This window comes from Enterococcus sp. S22(2020) (genome assembly GCF_020295385.1).
Classification (GTDB): domain Bacteria; phylum Bacillota; class Bacilli; order Lactobacillales; family Enterococcaceae; genus Enterococcus_L; species Enterococcus_L dunnyi.
In genome coordinates this window covers 447,857-465,950 of the sequence record NZ_JACFUD010000004.1, presented here as the reverse complement: position 1 = coordinate 465,950, position 18,094 = coordinate 447,857, and the positions used below count along the sequence as shown (strand labels likewise).

General features: G+C 38.1%; 14 protein-coding genes. 1 reads left to right on the top strand and 13 read right to left on the bottom strand.

The window, feature by feature from the left end; genetic code table 11:
* Positions 1-146: 146 nt before the first annotated feature.
* The 6 genes from H3T55_RS10730 to H3T55_RS10705 all read right to left on the bottom strand — a co-directional run bounded on the left by H3T55_RS10730 (position 147) and on the right by H3T55_RS10705 (position 6,494).
* Positions 147-2,678, bottom strand: coding sequence for a hypothetical protein (locus H3T55_RS10730; RefSeq protein WP_225534460.1), 2,532 nt, complete (start codon positions 2,676-2,678; stop codon positions 147-149).
* A gap of 25 nt (positions 2,679-2,703) precedes the next feature.
* Positions 2,704-3,399, bottom strand: coding sequence for a WxL domain-containing protein (locus H3T55_RS10725; protein WP_225534459.1), 696 nt, complete (start codon positions 3,397-3,399; stop codon positions 2,704-2,706).
* Entirely contained in the window at positions 3,386-3,697 is a 312-nt protein-coding gene (locus tag H3T55_RS10720; protein ID WP_225534458.1) for a hypothetical protein, read from the bottom strand. The genes H3T55_RS10725 and H3T55_RS10720 overlap by 14 nt, the downstream gene beginning before the upstream one ends.
* Positions 3,698-3,739: 42 nt before the next feature.
* On the bottom strand, positions 3,740-4,792 hold the full coding sequence (locus H3T55_RS10715) for a DUF916 and DUF3324 domain-containing protein (RefSeq protein WP_225534457.1): 1,053 nt from the start codon (positions 4,790-4,792) through the stop codon (positions 3,740-3,742).
* A gap of 88 nt (positions 4,793-4,880) precedes the next feature.
* Positions 4,881-5,666 carry a WxL domain-containing protein gene (locus tag H3T55_RS10710; protein ID WP_225534456.1) on the bottom strand — a complete coding sequence of 262 codons (786 nt, stop codon included), beginning with the start codon at positions 5,664-5,666 and terminating at the stop codon, positions 4,881-4,883.
* A gap of 36 nt (positions 5,667-5,702) precedes the next feature.
* A complete protein-coding gene (locus H3T55_RS10705; protein ID WP_225534455.1) occupies positions 5,703-6,494 on the bottom strand; it encodes a WxL domain-containing protein in 792 nt (263 codons plus the stop codon).
* Between the two features lie 356 nt (positions 6,495-6,850).
* Here H3T55_RS10705 and H3T55_RS10700 point away from each other — a divergent pair, with 356 nt between their 5' ends.
* Positions 6,851-8,404, top strand: a complete 1,554-nt coding sequence (locus H3T55_RS10700; RefSeq protein ID WP_225534454.1) for a helix-turn-helix domain-containing protein — start codon at positions 6,851-6,853, stop codon at positions 8,402-8,404.
* A gap of 28 nt (positions 8,405-8,432) precedes the next feature.
* On the opposite strand, the gene hemW is transcribed toward H3T55_RS10700, so the two are convergent.
* The 7 genes from hemW to infB form a co-directional block, all read right to left on the bottom strand.
* Positions 8,433-9,599: a radical SAM family heme chaperone HemW gene (hemW, locus tag H3T55_RS10695; RefSeq protein ID WP_225534453.1), complete on the bottom strand. Its 1,167-nt coding sequence runs from the start codon at positions 9,597-9,599 to the stop codon at positions 8,433-8,435.
* Positions 9,600-9,656: 57 nt separating this feature from the next.
* Positions 9,657-11,495, bottom strand: coding sequence for a glycerophosphodiester phosphodiesterase family protein (locus tag H3T55_RS10690; protein WP_225534452.1), 1,839 nt, complete (start codon positions 11,493-11,495; stop codon positions 9,657-9,659).
* A gap of 172 nt (positions 11,496-11,667) precedes the next feature.
* Positions 11,668-12,612, bottom strand: a complete 945-nt coding sequence (gene ribF, locus H3T55_RS10685; protein ID WP_225534451.1) for a riboflavin biosynthesis protein RibF — start codon at positions 12,610-12,612, stop codon at positions 11,668-11,670.
* A 17-nt stretch (positions 12,613-12,629) separates the two neighbouring features.
* A complete protein-coding gene (gene truB, locus H3T55_RS10680; protein ID WP_225534450.1) occupies positions 12,630-13,550 on the bottom strand; it encodes a tRNA pseudouridine(55) synthase TruB in 921 nt (306 codons plus the stop codon).
* Positions 13,551-13,724: 174 nt separating this feature from the next.
* Positions 13,725-14,975, bottom strand: coding sequence for a coiled-coil domain-containing protein (locus H3T55_RS10675; RefSeq protein ID WP_225534449.1), 1,251 nt, complete (start codon positions 14,973-14,975; stop codon positions 13,725-13,727).
* A gap of 201 nt (positions 14,976-15,176) precedes the next feature.
* Positions 15,177-15,527: a 30S ribosome-binding factor RbfA gene (rbfA, locus tag H3T55_RS10670; RefSeq protein ID WP_087641453.1), complete on the bottom strand. Its 351-nt coding sequence runs from the start codon at positions 15,525-15,527 to the stop codon at positions 15,177-15,179.
* A 35-nt stretch (positions 15,528-15,562) separates the two neighbouring features.
* Complete coding sequence (gene infB / locus H3T55_RS10665) at positions 15,563-18,094, bottom strand: translation initiation factor IF-2 (RefSeq protein WP_225534448.1); 2,532 nt, start codon at positions 18,092-18,094, stop codon at positions 15,563-15,565.

Sequence of the window (18,094 nt, the reverse complement as noted above, 5' to 3'; positions counted from 1 at the left end):
AGAAAAACATACTTTTTTAGCACTCTCTTGCCAAGAGTGCTAAAAAATTTTTATTCATCTCTTTTATGAAGAAACGATCGCTTTTCCTCAAAAGTCAAAAGGCGCTTGAATGATTTTTACACAATCATTCAAGCACCTTTTTTCTGTTATCTTGTTGGATCTTCTGTTAATGTCCATGTAACTGTAGAAGTATAGCTTTTAGATTTCACTTGGCCTGGTCTAACTTTAAGCAATAGGCCGTCATCTTTTGGCATCAGCAGCTTATAATCAGAAGAGGCAGTCTCTTCATTTCCAGTATAAACAATAGAGCTATTTGAAGCAGAAACAAATTCTTCCACACCATTACGGCGATTGATTAGAATATCAGAAACTGCTTCTCCATCAGATGTTTTGAAATTATCCGCTATAACAGTCAGTGTCCAATTTACACCTAAAGATGTATCTAATGTGATTGCAACTGGATCAACTTTATTGACATAGGATAACTTGGATCGAATCGGTGTCTGTTCAAAATCGATTTCACTTGGGATATTCAAGATATTTAAATCCCCACCAACCTCAACTTGAATTTTTCTTGACACTTTTCCACTAGATCGTCCCGTCACTTCGATCGTCGCTTCATAAGTACCTTCCTGTGGTTTTACCGTCGTACTGATTATTTGTGCATCGGTTGACGTACCATCGTTCATAAACCATGATTTAAGCTCTGATTTTTCTGCGATCAGCGCAAATAGTTCTGCTTCTGTAGCAGCTTTTTGAACTTGGCGAATCGACAGCTCAACATTTTTTACATCGGTTGCTACTAACTCTGTATCATTGAAAACAGTATTATCACCATAAATGTTTGTTGGTACCTCTAAATCAATATTATCGACGCTTGATGTTTCTTTATCAGCTAAATTGATTTTTGACCAAACAAAACCGATTTTGCTTGTATCCGGCTCTCCGTTTTCTTGATAGGTCAAAATCGGCGGTGTATGGATCGTATTATGGGATTTAATCAATTTATCGATAGCCATTAAGTCCAACGAACTGTCTAAAGGCGTTTTAACAATAGCCACTTCGGCAGTTAATTTACGCATTTCAATCGTTATATTTTCTTCATTTGATGCATCATACAAATCATTTTCAGCGTAAAGGCTGACATGGTTTTCACCACTGTGAAGTCTACTTGCATCGATTTTTACTGTACCAGAAATACTTTCTTTATCGCTAAGATCTAATGTTTGGATTTTTTCAGGTTCTTCATCATTGTAAATGATATAAAGATCATCTGAGGTTCCTTCAATATCAGTCAAATCAAAATCGATCGGTGCCAATTCGGTAGCAGTATCATAGTAAAGTGTTTTCTCTGTACTAGCCGTTAATTTTTGTGGTTCTTTTAATCCACCATAGTAATAGTTCGCCCCCACAGTCATTGCTTCTCCTGGCTGAAGTGTTTTTACATCTGTTCCAAATTGATAAAAAGCTTTTGTCTTAGAAAGCAGTGTTGCTCCTCTGTCTCTTGGAGTTCCTTCAATACCTGGTGTTAAGAAATTATTGCCAAAGCGATTTCGATTGTTAATATCGACTGCATTTTCAGTATACAACGTATAGTGGTTATAATCTGTTAGCCATTTCGCTCGTCCATTTTGCAATTCTATATTAAGTTGATCTTTATAGTAGTCATCTCTATAGAAAAAGCCACGATCATTTCCCAAACTTTGCATCACTGGGTATCCACCACTTTGAGTTTGAGAGCTTGAAAAAATCTCACCATATTCCATGATTCCCATATCGATTGCTTCCGAGGTATTGTTATAAAATTTATACCGAACTTCTCCAGCCCCTTTTCGTTTATCGATGAGAATAGACATAACCACATCAAAACCATCATTTGTATACATAACAGCTTTCAATTCTCCATAGCGCTCTTCAATGTTATCTTTTTTAAAGAAATACATTTCCTTTGTCATTTGATAGGCAATACTATTGATACCTGTTCGTCTCAAAACACCATATGGGCTGTCTGCATTGGCAGTATCATATCGAATCCATTTTCCATTGACATATGGATTTATACTTGTATTTTCAAAGCTGCCTGAACCTGATAAAATACCATCTGCCAGGAATGATTTTCGACCAATATTATTTTCTAAATTGAAGCTTGCCCATATCAAAGGTTCAAAATAGTAATGTCTTTCTGGTGTCAATGTCGTATTCCCCACAGTTGCAAAGTTATTTGCAGACATCCCTCTAAAACCAAAAGCAGCATTTACTCCTTCTTTTGCATCAACATGAACATCAGAAAGTCGCTGGCTTTTACTCAACTCAGTATAGCTAGCATCAATACCAAAATGACTACGTGTATAATCGATGCCGTGATTGGTTTCAAGCGCTCTAGTTTGTGGACTTGATGCTTTTGCTGAATCTTTTACCTGTGCTTCCGCTTCAGTTTGTTCGGTAGAAGAGGTTTCTGTTTCCATACTTGACTCTTCTGTATCAGCACTCTCTTGCAGTTCTTTCGACTGCGACGATTCTTTTGTTCCAGCAGTTTCTGCTATTTTTTCACTTTGATTCATTTCCTGCGTCATGTCTTCTTTCGCATTCACCGTTTTTATTCTAATTAAATAGACAGCGGTAAGCAATATGGTCAGTATTATGAAAATAAAAAGTATGCGTCTCTTTGTTTTACTCATGTTTATCTATCCCTTTCCAGTGATGTCAAGCTTCTCCCGCTGAAAGTGTCCAGGTAAAAGTTGCACTATAAATACCAGGTTTCTTTTTGGTTTCTCCAGGTACGGTCAGTCCAATTTGTTCAGCAGCACTCTCTTCATCTCCGAAAACACCCAGCCATGTACCGGTTCCTTGTTTTTGCTGCGCATTGATCATTAAAGCCGCATCACCATTCGGCACTAAATGAACAACACCTTGTATGTTTGGCCGGTCACCATCATCAAAGGTCTGCATAATCGGCGACTCAACTATGACTTGTGCCCCTTTAAGCTCAACCCTATCCTTTGTTTGGAACTGATTATTTTGTTTGACTGTCAATGTCCAGCCATTTGCTTTTCCTGTTTTATCTGTCACCTGAAAAAAATTGGGCACTTCTTTTGTTTGACCATCACTTGTTTCCACAACATCTTTTTTCACAGGATATGTAATTTTCTTCGAACTAATTCTCTGGATCGAAAAGTTCCAGTCTGAGATATAATCAATACTTAAAGGCCCCGCTGTATTTTTGTCACTCTTGATCGTTTCGTCTGGATTCATCGGATTGATCGGAGGTACTATTTCTGTGTCTTGCTCGTAATCTATTCCCACATCAGAAATTGCTGCTGTGGCAGAAATAGAATAAAAGCTGGTACTAGAAAACACACATAATGCAGTCAACAAATAATAGATTTTATTCTGCTTCATCCGCTCTCCTCCTCCATCGTTTATTTATTTCCAGCATGATCACTAAAAATAAAAGAGCTACCCCATTTAGAAATAATAAGCGGGAATGTTCAGAACCAGTTGAAGGAAGCTTGCCTTTATTCGCAGGTGTTTCTTCCTTAGCAGTATCAGAGCTATTTTTGACTTGATCGCTCTCAACTAATTCAATCGTTCCATTCGATTGATATTCTGAAGCTTGGACATGTTTAGGTGCTACAAGAAAAATACAACATGCAAACCAGATAATCGTCCATTTTGACATTTTTCTTTTTTTGATCATTTTTTCACTCCCGCTTATATTCTAGGTAGTTTTTTGAATTTATTATTGTTCTTTTTTGTCTCCTTTTTTACGTAGCACAAGTACGATCAATACTAAAAGCAATGCGATTAAAATCGCGATTCCAATCATAATATATAGCATCAAATTTGATGATTTTTCTAAATCAACTGCTTTTGCATTTAATTCTTTCGCTTCCTTCGCATCTATTGTAAAGTTTTTTACCCAATGATATTCTTCCCCGTTCGCTAACGCATCCATTTCTAATCGATACACACCTGCTTTAAACTCTTGATTGTCCCATGAAATGGCATAATCAAAGTTGGAATTGGGAACCATCCGCATGTCTTCTTTTTTTGTCTGATGAAGAACTTCTTTTCCTTTTTCCGTATAAATACGAGCGTCCACTTTAAAATTTTTGACGATTTCAGCTGTTGTATTTTGAATATTCGCCTTTACAAAATTGCGATAATTAACTTGTGTCGGCACGATATCATTCAGTTCCAAATGGGTTTTTACTTCATTGTCGTTTTCTCTTAATGAAACACCTACGACATAAGCAAAATTATTTTTTATTTGTACACCGCTATCGGCGGATTTTTCAGTTTTAGTGTCTTTTTCAGCCAGATGAATACCACCTAAAATCAGACCGTCATATTCGTCTTTCGGCATGTCGATATCGATCTTAGCTATTTTACTTTCATTAGGCGCTAAGGTCAGCTCATTTTCATGCGGCTTGGCGATTGTTGAAAAAGGTGTCTTTAATGTGCCGTCATATTTTTTGATCATCGACTGACTATAATCAGCTACTCCATTGTCATTGGTCAAAGCTGTATTCGCATTGATTTCTACAATGATTTCTTCGTCAGTACTATTGCTGACTTCAAGCTCGATCGTTTCTTTTTGTCCGGGGATCATTTTTAAATCAAAATAAGTTTTACTTTTATCCACTTGATTCTCAGGTAAGTTCGGTTTCACTGCAAAACGCATATTGTCAGCAGATGCTGTAATTCCTAATGAAAGTGAGATTATTCCTACAAATAAAATGGAAGTGATTATTTGTATACAAATCAGTGATTTATTTTTGATACTTTTCATTATGTGGTTCCTCATTTCTTTCGATTCGATCTATGTATAGAGGGAAAGTCTAAAAGGACTCTCCACTCTATAAAACCATTGATTTCTCTTATACTTCTGCTGCAGCTAATGTCCAGGTAATGTTAGACGTATATTCTTTGTCCGCAATTTTCTTAGCAGTTCCTGGAACTTTCAATGTCACATCATTATTCACTGCAGTTGGATCAGTTGACGCTGCATCATTACTTATTGGTTGACCAAATGAATAAGACCATGTCGCCATCCCTTGATTTTCCGCTGCAGTCATTACAGTCGCTGCTGAGCCGACCGGAATAGTGACCGTTTGCTGCACCACGCCTGGCGTTGTTTCTGCGGGCATATCTGAAATGGAAACGACTTCTCCATTTGTAATGACTAATTCTGCACCTGTCAGTACCTCATTTTCAGTAGTAGCAAACTCTGAACGTTCGACAGAAAGTGTCCAACCTTCATTAGAACCACGGTTATCCGTAACTTGAATAAAGTGAGGGATGTAAATTGATGTCGCATCCTCAAAATTCCATTTGACTAATGTTGGATGATACTCTTTTGAACTACCAGAGATTTTTTGTTCGCCAAAGCGAAGATTTGATACATAGTCAACTCGAAGCGGACCTTTGCTTCCACCTCCACCTGGTTCTGGATCCGGCTCCCCTGGGTTCGGATCTGGATCCGGTTCACCTGGATTTACTGGCGGTGTTGTTTCGCCATCATCTTCTTTAAATGTCACTTTTGCATCAGATTTTGCTGTTACTTCAACTGGCTCGTCTGCTGCCAAAGCTGTCGGAGCATACGCACCTAAAACCAATGCACTAAGCGTTAGTGTTCCTAAAAGGGATTTTTTTGATAATTTCATTTTGATTTCTCCTTATTGTTTTATGATTTCTATTGCTTAAATTTCTGTTTGGGACAATGTCCATGTTAACTCAGAAACATAAGTTGCTTGATCATTTTTCTTTGATTTTCCGGGCACCTCTAATGTAACACTGCTATTTTTAGCATCAGCTGTTCCATATTCTTGCGCTCCAAAAGCAATCGTATTTGTTCCCATGCCTTTATCTTGAACGGGATTGACAATTGTTTGATCGGTTCCTTGTCCATTTAATACAATCGAACCTTTTGCACTTACTTTGTGATCTGATCCGTTGTCATTTTGAGTATACACTTGATTTTTAGCACCCAAAGTCAGTACAGCACCTTCTAATATATCTCCTGTTACAGCATCTTTAAATTGAGTATTAGAAATTTCCAGTTTCCAACCATCATTTTTTCCACGATCATCTGTTACTTGTACAAAACTAGGCAAGTATAATGTTGTTCCCTCTTCATTTAAATATTCATTATAAGAAGCATGATAGACTTGTGTACTACCAGAAATTTTTCTTTTACCAAAATCAATTTTTGAAACAAAGTCGATCGTTAACGGTCCGTCAATGTCTCCGCCGCCATTTCCGCCACCATCAGGAATTTCAACATCTGGATTTGTCGGATCAACCGGATCGATTATTCCACCGCCTTCGCCGCCATCTCCACCATCTCCATCATCACTGCTGAACTTTATAGTACCTTCAGAATTCGTTTTCCCGCCAACTATCGTTTCTTCTGCAGAAGTCGGTACAGCGTTCGATAGTGCAAATATTGTTAGTACCACGCTTGAAAGTAGATACATTTTTTTAGCTTTCATAATTTCCCCAATCCTTTCATGACCTTCTTAGAAATCCTTCACTTTTTTATAAGGAATGAAAGGAAGCTTATTACTCCCTCTCAACCACAATAAAAAGCATTTTGCAACCAGCACTTCCAACTGTTGCTTCTTGATTATACAAGGTCAATTTTTAGCTTTTTTCCATTTTTTCAGAAATCCTCCCTATTTTTGAAAACAATTTCTATCTAATTTATAATTTTTGGAAAAAATATCATTTTTTTATAAGATAGATTTATTCAGATTTTTCAGTATTTGTACTATAATATCAGGTACTAAGACACAGTAGCCATACATAGAAACACTGCGATAAAATGACATAAAAAGGGGATTTAGTTATGAAGGAATTTATGGATAAATCTTTACTTAGACGGTATCAAACATTAGAATTGATTAACGATGCACCTGACCAGACGCTGCATTCTGATTTACTTTTAGACAAGTTAGGTATTTCTGTCGGCACATTATACAAAGTCATTTCTTCGATCGAAAACGACTTTATTCAATATGATTGTACAGATTCTATCAAGCTGATTTATTTGGAATCGATTCATTCTTATAAATTGGAGATCGCAGAGGATTTCTTTATTCAATTTATTCGTTTGTTCTATTATGAAAATTCGTTAAACTTCAAATTATTAAAGGGACTTCTTTTAAATAATTTAGATGATATCACAGAAACTGCTCAGCGCTTTTTCATCACCTACTCCTCCTTAAGAAGAGAATTATACACTTTAAAGAAAGAGTTTGAAAAATATGGACTGGAGCTTCAATTGAAAAAGAAGATCCATTTAACTGGAAATGAACTGCATATTCGATTATTCTACGCAGTGTTATGTTTGAACTCTTATGGAGGTTATTCATGGCCATTCCATTCAATCCACTTACACGATACGAATGAAATACTTCGGCACATGCCAAAAGAATTTTTTAATTCTGATAGTTTAGATAAAAAAATTCTAGTTGATTATTTTACAGCGGTTTCTCTAGTAAGGGGCCGCTTGAACTTTCCACTAACTGAGGAGTGTTTCAAAACCTCCCTGTATCATTCCGATACACCTGAATTTAAGAAAAGCGTAACTGACTTGAATCAGATTTTTAAACGACTGTTACCTGCTACCACAGAAAAAAAGCGAACATTAGAGATTCGAGCTTTGATCAGTTGTGTGCTAGCCTGCGGCTCTTATGCGGGAATCACTCATGCACCACGCTTCTTTTCCCTTGACAAAAAGCTACAGAAAGATCAATTTTTATCTCCACTTTTTCATATTATGGAATCCTTAAAAAAATATTCTCTTTTAAAAGATTCTGATAATGAATATATGAAAATTTTTAATAAACTTGCGACACTTCATTATCGAATTCTACTTTTTAATAATCCAGAATTACAAAATCTTCCTACTTGGTCTCAGCCAAAAAATGAGATTAGAATTTTAAGTGACCAACGTGTAGCACTATTCACTAAGATAATAAAAAAAGAACTAGAACATCCAGTATTCAATCATCTGGAAGAATATAAAGAGTATCTGGCAGGACAATACCATGAAATTTTTCTTTATTCTATTGACTGGTTAAAATATAAACCTGCTATCAATGTCTTGATCGTCTCAAAAGTCAGCAAAGACAAGTTAGATTTCCTCTTAACAACAGCCCTCCGTTCTCTCTATAATTTTCAATGTGTTTTTGAACGAACAGAGGATATAGATTTGGTGGTTAGTGATACGATCCTTTCTGATAATCTCATCCCAGCTCTTGGCTCAGAAGCAAAGCCAGTCGTTTATGTCAATCAAACATTTACTCTTTCAGATTATGACCGTGTCGGCCAAAAGCTAGCGCACCTGACTTGGTCAAAAATAGAAGAAAAGCTAAAAAAAGAAGGACTTTTAGAATAGTATTATTCTAAGAGTCCTTCTTTTAAGTTTATTTTTCATCCAATAAAAAGGCTTCAAATACATCATTCCCTACAAATAAGCCTTGTTCAGTAAGTTGAAGATGCTCATCTTGATCTGCTAATAATCCACGCGCGATAAGCTGCGGAATGACTTCCTTATAGACTTGCTCAATCGGTACACCAAATTTTTCTTCAAACTGCTGTTTAGATACGCCTTTTTTCTTACGTAAACCTAAGAAAAGCTGTTCTTCCATTTGATTGTGGATCGTCAATTTTTCCGATTCTACAACTGGTAATTGCCCATTACGTAAAGGAGTTAGGTAATGCTGAATCGGTCCGTGATTACGGTAACGAGTATGACCTAAATAGCCGCTTGCTCCCGCACCAAAACCATAATAATGTTCATTATCCCAGTAGACTAGATTATGCTGACTCTCTTTCCCAGGCAAAGCAAAATTGCTCACTTCATATTGCCGCCGTCCGCCTTTTTCCATCGCGATGATCGTTTCTTCAAACATCTGCGCCTCAACTTCTTGGTCCGGTAATTGAAGACGGCCTTGTCTCACCCAGTTCATGAACATTGTTTTGTTTTCCAGTATCAATGAATACAAAGAATAATGCGGTAAATCAAGCTCGATCGCACGTTTTAATGTATCTCTAAAGCCATCTAACGTTTGCCCCGGCAGCGCATAGATCAAATCGATACTTACATTGGAGAAATTTTCCTTTTCAAGGAACTTCATTGTCTCATAAACATCCTCCGCTGTATGCTTGCGACCAATTTTTTTCAGCAATTGGTTATCAAAGGTTTGAACCCCCATCGATAAACGATTGACTCCATATTCTTTCATCACATGGAGCTTTTCCTGCGTTAAATCGCCAGGATTGGCCTCTACAGTAAACTCATTTTTAGCGTTGAATGGTAATAATGTACGAACTCCCTCCAGTAAAACAGCAAGCTGCTTAGCAGATAAGGAAGTCGGCGTACCTCCGCCAATATAGATTGTTTCCATTTCTTGGCTAGGAAATCGACTTTTCGTCAAGTCAATTTCTTTTAATAGCGCCTGAATATATTCATCTACCGGCTGCCCTTCAAGAAATACTTTATTGAAATCACAGTAGTAGCAGATATGTTCACAAAATGGAATGTGGATATATGCTGAAATTTTATTATTTCCTTTATTTGTTTCGATCATTGCAGTCCATTCCTTTAAAATCAATATCTGTAGATTTAATTTCGTTTATTCTGTTGGCTAGTCATAATCTGTTGTTAGATTATTGATCCCCAATGCTTCCATCTTCTTGAATTCACTCTGTGGAACTCCCCACAGATTGACGGACAGTCCTTTGTTCTGAGCTAGCGCGATCAAATCAGCACGATCTGCCACACTTTCATACTTGATATCCAAACCAGAATTCCCTCCAAGCTGGCTGACTTGTTCGATCATCTGCTCATCCAGCCTATTTGCCAACAGTTGAACCTGAACATCTGGAAGTCTTCTTTTAACTTCAACTAAATGCTTATAATCGAAAGAAATAACAACTGCTGTATTCGCCAATCCATAATAATTGATCGAATTGACTAAACTATCATAATCAGCAGCGTCTACTTTGTTTGCTTTAATTTCTATAAACGGAATACTTTGTTTTGTATTCATAACAGTTAAAAAGTCTTCCAATGTTGGAACAACCAATTGTTCTTCGGAATAATTTTCTTTATTCGATCCTTGGTCGATTCGCAAAGCGTTGATTTGAGCAAGTGTCAAATCGCTAACCTTCCCTTTACCATTCGTCATTCGATCAACGGACTGATCATGCATGATCACCCATTTTTTATCCTTAGTCAAGCGGATATCGGTCTCAATGCCCCAGCTATTTGACTGTTGAAACGCTGGAAGGGAATTTTCTGGTGCAGCTTTATGATTTCCTCGATGAGCAACATACCGAATATCATCCATCATTTCGCTCACTTCAACATTGTCTGCCGGAATATAGCCCTCTGTCGTTCTGTATATTTTCTTATCATTATTAAAAACGATACCTCTAACATAGGCCATACTATGAGCAGAGAGTTGCCGAACAGCTTTTGACAACTGGCGGTTTTGGTAAAGAGCCGTCTCCTGCATCAATCGGATACGAACAGGACGGCGTAAATTGATTTCTACCGCACCAGCATCGCTCTCAGCTTTTAATCCATTCTTACCAATGAACTCGGTATTTGCATGATAAATGCCATTGATAAAATCAAAATCCTCATAATCCACATGAACCTTATAGGAATTGCCTTCTTGACGTTTAGCATCATATACTTTTTTATCACTCTGATCTTCTTTTGACCAGACAGTTGCCGTTAATTTTTCCGTATCTGATTTGCTTGATACTGAAAGATTGATTTCAAATTGGCCTTTTGAAACCTCTGTACCGTCAATTTCAGATTGAAGAGTCGGCTGATCTACAGTAAAGTTTCCAAATGGAACCGTTTCTATCTCACCATTTTCTCTAGTGATTTTTAGAGTTACTTGATAATCGCCAGCCTCTTGATGATTCTTGATCAAAACATCTGTATCCCACGTATTCGTTTCAGAATGATAAACGGCTTGATAGTTTTTTAGATCGTTCGTTCCATCTATTTCACCAAAAACACTAAATTCAACTGTTTTAAGATGATTTACACTTTCTAAATCTGCACTAAGTCTATAAGTCGTTTGTTTGTTATCCTGATTCAACAAACGAAAAGACGGACGTTCAGGCGGATAGTAGACAGACTTATTTTTCGCTAACCTCTCGATCGATGATTCTGCAAAATCAGGATTTAAACGGCTCCCATCTTCTAGGATCACATCTTCTTTCTGATTATCGACAAGAGTAATGGCTAAAGGCGATGGAGAAAATCGGAATCCTTCATATGATGGATTCGAATGATCTTGATAATCTAAATTTATATAAAACCAAATCAAAAAAGAAACACCGCTCAGAATAATGACGATCAACAAAATCGAAAGAGTTACACGCTTCTTTTTTCTTTTAGCTGTCTGCTCTTTTTTCTTTTGTTTTTTCTTTGACGGCTTCTTCTTATCTTTTTTTTCTGCCATAAACCTCTCCTTGACTATTTTTTATCCATTTTCTACAAAGTATAACGCGTACCTATCCACTCGAGCACAAATTTAGGATAGTTTATAAAAACTTTATACTATCTAATTTTCTCAAGCAAAAAACTGAACGTTCACCACATTTGCCCAAACCGTTTTTAGTTTGGTCGTTGACTCACTTCTCTTGTGAAAAGTAATCAGTTGTATCCTGCTCATCTTGTTTCAATTGCACGATCAAACTATCAGCACCATCGAATTTCACTTGGTCTCTTAAATAATGATTCCAGCTTACAGTCACTTGTTCACCATAAATATCCTGATGAAAATCTAAAATATACACTTCTACAGTCAATTCCCGACCATCACCAAATGTATCATTATGACCGATCGACCCCATTCCAACATACCATCGTTCACCGATCTTGATTTTGACAGCATAGACACCGATCCTTGGCAAACGAACCGTACTTTTTACTTTGATATTCGCTGTTGGAAAGCCCAGCAAACGACCTCTAGCATCTCCATGAACAACCGTCCCATCTGTCTCATAAACATACCCTAATAATTCAGAAGCTTCTTCCATCCGACCTTGTTCCATCAAGGAACGAATTCGAGTGGAACTTATTTTTTCACCGGCTAACTCTTCTTTGCTGACAGTGATCACTTTAAAGCGGTCTTTTGCATAGCCAGGTAGATGAGCCACATCCGCAATGTCTTTAGGACCATAGGTATAATCGAACCCTGAAACAGCTGCTTTTCCATGTAAGCCTACAATATATTGATCAATAAAATCCTGCGGTGCTAAATGAGCAAACGCAGAAGTAAACTCGATCACGTATAAAATATCAACTCCTAAGCGTTCCATCAAACGTTCTTTTTGCTCTAAGCTGCTCAAATATTTCATATTTTCGGGCAATACCTTTTGAAAAACAATCGAAGGATGCTGATTAAACGTCATAACGGCTAATTTTAAGTTGTGTTCTTCGGCGTATTTTTTACCTGTTTCAATCACCTTTTGATGTCCACGATGAACACCATCGAAAAAACCTAATACCATTACTACTTCATCTGACGGAATTTGTTCTGGTTGATAAGGATGTCGAATTGAAATCACTTGCATATTAAAACTTCTTTCTATTAATTATTTCGTAAGACTTTGCTTGGTTTTAAAACATTTGCTTTCGTTGGATGAGCCATATAAAGACTAACCACCTGATCATGATAAAATAAAGCAACTAGTTCCTTTGGCATTTCATCTAATCCTAATTCATTTTTAGTCAATCGAACACCATTTTTGACCTTTTGATAAAGCTCATCTGACAAATCGATCCGCTGAAAATCAGTAATTGCTGTCTCGATCGGTAACAATACTTGATCTATAGCTTCTTGCGCCATTTTTTCTGCGACTTGTTCCAATGTTAAACATTGGCTAGCAGTCAGCCCGCCGCTTGCTGTTCTTGTTAAGTCAGACATATGGGCCGGCACTTCTAAAAGTGCCCCTGTATCGACAGATAGCGTTCGAACATAAGTCCCTTTGCCGCAAACTACTTTAAAGCGCCAGCTCTGTGTACCGTTTATTGAATCAAATACCGGCTCAGAAGTTCGTTCAAATGAATGAATCTGTGCAGTTCGTTTTGGACGCTCTACTTCTTCACCATTTCTTGCATACTCATAAAGACGCTTACCATTTACTTTGACCGCTGAAAACATGGGCGGAATTTGCGTGATAGTACCTGTCATTTGCTGCATTGCGGCATCGATTTCTTTTGTTGTAAAAGGCGCTGCTAATTTATGTTTTTCAACTATTTCTCCACTACTATCTTCAGTTGTTGTAGAAAAACCTAAGGTGATTTCCCCTTCGTAGGTTTTCCCTGAATCAACCATATATTCGATCACTTTGGTTCCTTTTCCGATACAAATCGGCAAGACACCTGAAACATCAGGATCTAAGGTCCCGCCGTGACCAATTTTTTTTGTATGTAAAATTTTCCTTAATTTGAATACGCAGTCATGACTTGTCATTCCACGTTCTTTCCATAAAGGTAAAATACCATCCATCGATTTAGCCTCCTAATACGAAGATTACTAACTTGCTTATTATAACATAGAAGCACATGAAAATTCATTTTTTCAAGGTCAAGTAAGCTAAAGTTTGTACCGATTATTTTATGGTAAAAAAACAGTGCGATCCAAAAATGATTTTGAACCACACTGTTTCGTTATTATTTATTATTAGGCAGAGTGACCAACGATCACATCACCCGCATACCCAAAGCCGACACGTGTCATGCTCGGATTCATTTCCCAATCACGGTGTCCTGTCCCAGATGGTGAAACCATGTTCGTTTCATTATACCAAGCCATGATCACAGAGTTTCCAGGTGCAAACATAAAGGCTATTACTTCATCGCCTCTGTTCCAATGATCCGATGGAATTTGATAGTCCTGCATCATTGATGCTCTAGCTCCAGCAGAAGCAGCTAAACCTGCATCCCAGCTCACTGGATTCAATCCATTTGCAGTCCGCAAAGCATTTAATGCTTGGAAAGTAGCATCTGCAGAAGTCACTGGCGGTGTTGGTGTAGGATCTTTCGGCCCTTCAGATGGTGTTGTATTTCCTTGATCAGTTGAATTACTTTCACTAGGAGTCGTATTAGTTTGTTCAGTGCTGTTTGATTCTGGTACTTCTTCTGATGCAGAAGGCGCTGTTGGTGTTTCGCTCGCCGTTGTTTGAGTCGTCTTTTGCTCTTTGGCGGCTGCAGCTTTTTTATTTTCTGCTTGTTTTGCTTCAGCTGCGAGCTGAGCTTTTAGTGTTTCTTGCTGTTTCTTCACTAATTCATTTTTAGAATTTTCAGCCCCAGCAGTTTCTGAATCGACTTCAGCTTTCAATACATTCAAATCTGCTTGTTTACTTACAAGAGACTCTTTTTCTTGCTCAAGTTGTTTTGTTGCATCTTCCACAGCAACTAGATTTTTTTGAATATTCGCCTTTTTAGTTTCCACTAGTTTTTTATCTTCTTTTTGTTGCTTAACTAGATCATTATTTGCTGTCAAAATCGAAGAAATTGCCTGCACTCGCCCAACAGCATCAGAAATTGATTCTGCATTTAAGATCATATCCAAGATTTGAGCTCCCTGCCCATTCACTTGAACATTTCGTCCTTGATTTTGGATCGCTTCTGTTCGTTTATTGATTCGAACATCCAGTGCTGCAATATCTTTTTTCAACTGTTCTGATTCTTGCGTCAGACTCGTTTTTTGTCTGTTCAATTCTATCCCTTTATCATAAATAGAAGAAATTTCCTCTTCCAAGCTAGCGATTTGAGTGGTTACACTTTTTTGTTTTTCTTTTAATGCAGAGATTTCTTTATCTTGCTGCTCTATTTTTTTATCGGCTGTTTCGGCCATTGCACTGATTGGTGCCAACGCTCCGCCAGCTGTCATTAATCCAACGATCAATAAGGTCAAGCTTTTTTTCTTCACTAATACCCCTCCGATTTCTCAAATAAATCTTATGCTATAAAATAGTACCATATTTCTTCTCTTTATAATCGATAAAAAGATTACAGTTGCTTTCAATCTAGTTACAATGAAATAATTTTGTTACAAAGGAAAAACAAGAGCCATACCTTTACATAGATAATAAAAAAAGATCCGGAAGAAATATCTTCCAGATCTTTTCTATTAATCCCCTTGATTCAATTTGCGGATCAAATCGTCAATATGATTGCCATATTGTACAGATTCATCTCTTTCAAAAATCAGCTCAGGCGTCTTGTATAATGTTAAAGCTTGACCTAGTTCTTTACGAATCAAACCTTTTGCTTTATCTAATCCTTGCTGAGCTTTTTGTTGGTCAGAAGCTAGATCAGATAACAAGCTATAATAGATCGTTGCTTGCTGCAAATCACCTGTTACACGAACATCGGTGATCGTAATATCCTGCACACGAGGGTCTCTTACGCGTTTTCTCAAGATGTCATTGACTTCCCGCATGATTTCTTGACCCACTCGGCGGTCACGATAATTTGCCATACTGTTTCTCCTTCTTTCTTACTAATGAGAACTTTTTATTTTTTTACTTCTTCCATGATAAAGCCTTCGATCACGTCATCAACTTTAAGGTCGTTGAAGTTTTCGATCATCGCTCCACATTCAAAGCCAAGTTTCACTTCTTTTGCATCATCTTTAAAGCGTTTCAAGCTGGCTAATTTGCCTTCAAAGATCACGATGCCGTCACGGATCACACGAACACCACTGTCGCGGCGGATAAATCCTTCTGTAACATAACAGCCGGCGATCGTTCCAACTTTAGATACTTTATACAGCTCACGGACAGCCATTTGACCAGTGATTTTTTCTTCAAACTCTGGATCGAGCATCCCTTTCATCGCTGTTTCGATTTCTTCGATCGCTTTGTAGATGATGCGGTGTAAACGAATATCCACTTCTTCTTGTTCAGCTTGTTGTTTCGCTTGCGGTGTAGGTCGTACATTAAATCCAATGATGATCGCATTACTTGCTGCGGCAAGTGTAACGTCACTTTCATTGATCGCACCTACTGCTGAGTGAACGATTTTCACACGAACGCCTTCAACATCGATTTTTTGTAAGCTTGCAGCTAAGGCTTCAGCAGTTCCTTGTACGTCCGCTTTGATGATCACATTGACATCTTTCAATTCGCCTTCTTTCAGGCTTTCGAATAAGTTGTCTAAAGTAACACGGTTATTAGCTGAACGTTGTTCAAGAACCGCACGTTTACCACGTTCTTCACCTGCTTGACGGGCTGTTTTTTCATCTTCGAAGACGACAAAACGGTCACCTGCTTGCGGTACATCGTTTAACCCTGTGATTTCGACTGGTGTCGCAGGACCTACAGCTTTATCACGACGGCCAATATCATTGGTCATGACACGGACACGTCCAAAGGTATTACCAACAACGATCGGATCTCCGACTTTCAACGTTCCTTGTTGAACAAGCAATGTTGAAACCGGTCCTTTTCCTTTGTCTAAACGAGCTTCGATGACTGTACCGATCGCACGCTGTGTTGGATCTGCTTTAAGGTCTTCGACTTCTGCGATCAACAGAATATTTTCTAATAATTCATCGATATTTTGATTGAATTTCGCAGAAATGTTGACGAAAATCGTATCTCCGCCCCATTCTTCCGGAATCAAGCCATGTTCACTTAGTTCTTGTTTTACATGATCAGGATTAGCTCCTGGTTTATCTACCTTATTGACTGCTACGATGATCGGTACTTCTGCTGCTTTTGCGTGGTTGATCGCTTCGATCGTTTGCGGCATCACACCATCATCTGCTGCGACAACTAAAATTGTGATATCTGTGATACCAGCGCCACGTGCACGCATGCTAGTGAAGGCCGCGTGTCCTGGTGTATCCAAGAATGTGATCGGTTTACCGTCGATATCGATCTGGTACGCTCCGATATGCTGAGTGATCCCGCCTGCTTCCCCAGAAGTCACACGTGAGTTACGTAATGTATCAAGCAATGTTGTTTTCCCGTGGTCAACGTGGCCCATGATCGTCACAACTGGCGGACGAGTCACAAGATTTTCTTCCACTAAAGCTTCTGGTTCAAAGAATTTATCGATATCAGCCACATCAACTTGGACTTTTTCTTGCGGTTCCATTCCATAATCGACCGCTAAAAGTTCAATTGTTTCTTTATCCAATGATTGGTTTTGATTGACCATAACCCCCATCATAAAGAGTTTTTTGATGATTTCTGCTGGTTCGCGGTGAATTTTCTTCGCGATATCTGCTACGTTCATTCCTTCTGTGTATTCTAAAACATCAGGTAATTCACGGAATTTACGTGCTGGCACTGCAGGTTTTGTTGATTCTTGGTATTTCCCTTTTTTGCCTTTTTTGTTGAAACGATTGCGGTTTTGATTGTTGTAACCACCGTTACGATTGCGGTTTTGGCCACCGCCGCCAAAGCTGTTGTTGCGGTTTTGATTATTGTTGCGATTTTGATTGCCTTGGTTGTTACTTTGTCCTTGGTTTGGACGATTTTGGTTTGTATTTTGTGTATTACGTTGTTGTGTATTGTTACGGTTTTGATTATTTTGTTGCCCAGACTGTGCAGGACGATTTTGATTATTGTTTTGTTGTCCTGATTGTGCAGGACGATTTTGGTTATTGTTTTGTTGTCCTGATTGTGCAGGACGGTTTTGATTATTGTTTTGGTGCGGACGTTGTTGCTGTCCTTGGTTTGGACGATTTTGTGTCATATTTTGGCTGCTTCCTTGCGTATTTCGATTTTGGTTATTACGATTTTGTTGTTGCCCTTTATTGTGATTTTGTGTTGGTTTATTGCTATTTTGGTTAGCTGGTTTCGGATTTGCTGGTTTTGTTTGACCGCTTTGTGTTGGTTGCGGTTTTGCTGCTGGTTTTTGTTGTGGTTGTGCAGATTTCTTTCCTCCAAAAGCTTGACGAAGTTTTGATTCATCATCTGAAGAAATTGCGCCCATGTGATTTTTCACATCCATACCTAATGCATGTGCTTTTTCCACGACATCTTTACTCGATTGATTGATTTCTTTCGCTAGTTCATAAATTCTCTTTTTCCCCAT

Bases quoted from the DNA above. Each gene is read 5' to 3' on its own strand.
- H3T55_RS10730 (WP_225534460.1), bottom strand. From the start codon at position 2,678: ATGAGTAAAACAAAGAGACGCATACTTTTTATTTTCATAATACTGACC.
- H3T55_RS10725 (WP_225534459.1), bottom strand. From the start codon at position 3,399: ATGAAGCAGAATAAAATCTATTATTTGTTGACTGCATTATGTGTGTTT.
- H3T55_RS10720 (WP_225534458.1), bottom strand. From the start codon at position 3,697: ATGATCAAAAAAAGAAAAATGTCAAAATGGACGATTATCTGGTTTGCA.
- H3T55_RS10715 (WP_225534457.1), bottom strand. From the start codon at position 4,792: ATGAAAAGTATCAAAAATAAATCACTGATTTGTATACAAATAATCACT.
- H3T55_RS10710 (WP_225534456.1), bottom strand. From the start codon at position 5,666: ATGAAATTATCAAAAAAATCCCTTTTAGGAACACTAACGCTTAGTGCA.
- H3T55_RS10705 (WP_225534455.1), bottom strand. From the start codon at position 6,494: ATGAAAGCTAAAAAAATGTATCTACTTTCAAGCGTGGTACTAACAATA.
- H3T55_RS10700 (WP_225534454.1), top strand. From the start codon at position 6,851: ATGAAGGAATTTATGGATAAATCTTTACTTAGACGGTATCAAACATTA.
- hemW (WP_225534453.1), bottom strand. From the start codon at position 9,599: ATGATCGAAACAAATAAAGGAAATAATAAAATTTCAGCATATATCCAC.
- H3T55_RS10690 (WP_225534452.1), bottom strand. From the start codon at position 11,495: ATGGCAGAAAAAAAAGATAAGAAGAAGCCGTCAAAGAAAAAACAAAAG.
- ribF (WP_225534451.1), bottom strand. From the start codon at position 12,612: ATGCAAGTGATTTCAATTCGACATCCTTATCAACCAGAACAAATTCCG.
- truB (WP_225534450.1), bottom strand. From the start codon at position 13,550: ATGGATGGTATTTTACCTTTATGGAAAGAACGTGGAATGACAAGTCAT.
- rbfA (WP_087641453.1), bottom strand. From the start codon at position 15,527: ATGGCAAATTATCGTGACCGCCGAGTGGGTCAAGAAATCATGCGGGAA.
- infB (WP_225534448.1), bottom strand. From the start codon at position 18,094: ATGGGGAAAAAGAGAATTTATGAACTAGCGAAAGAAATCAATCAATCG.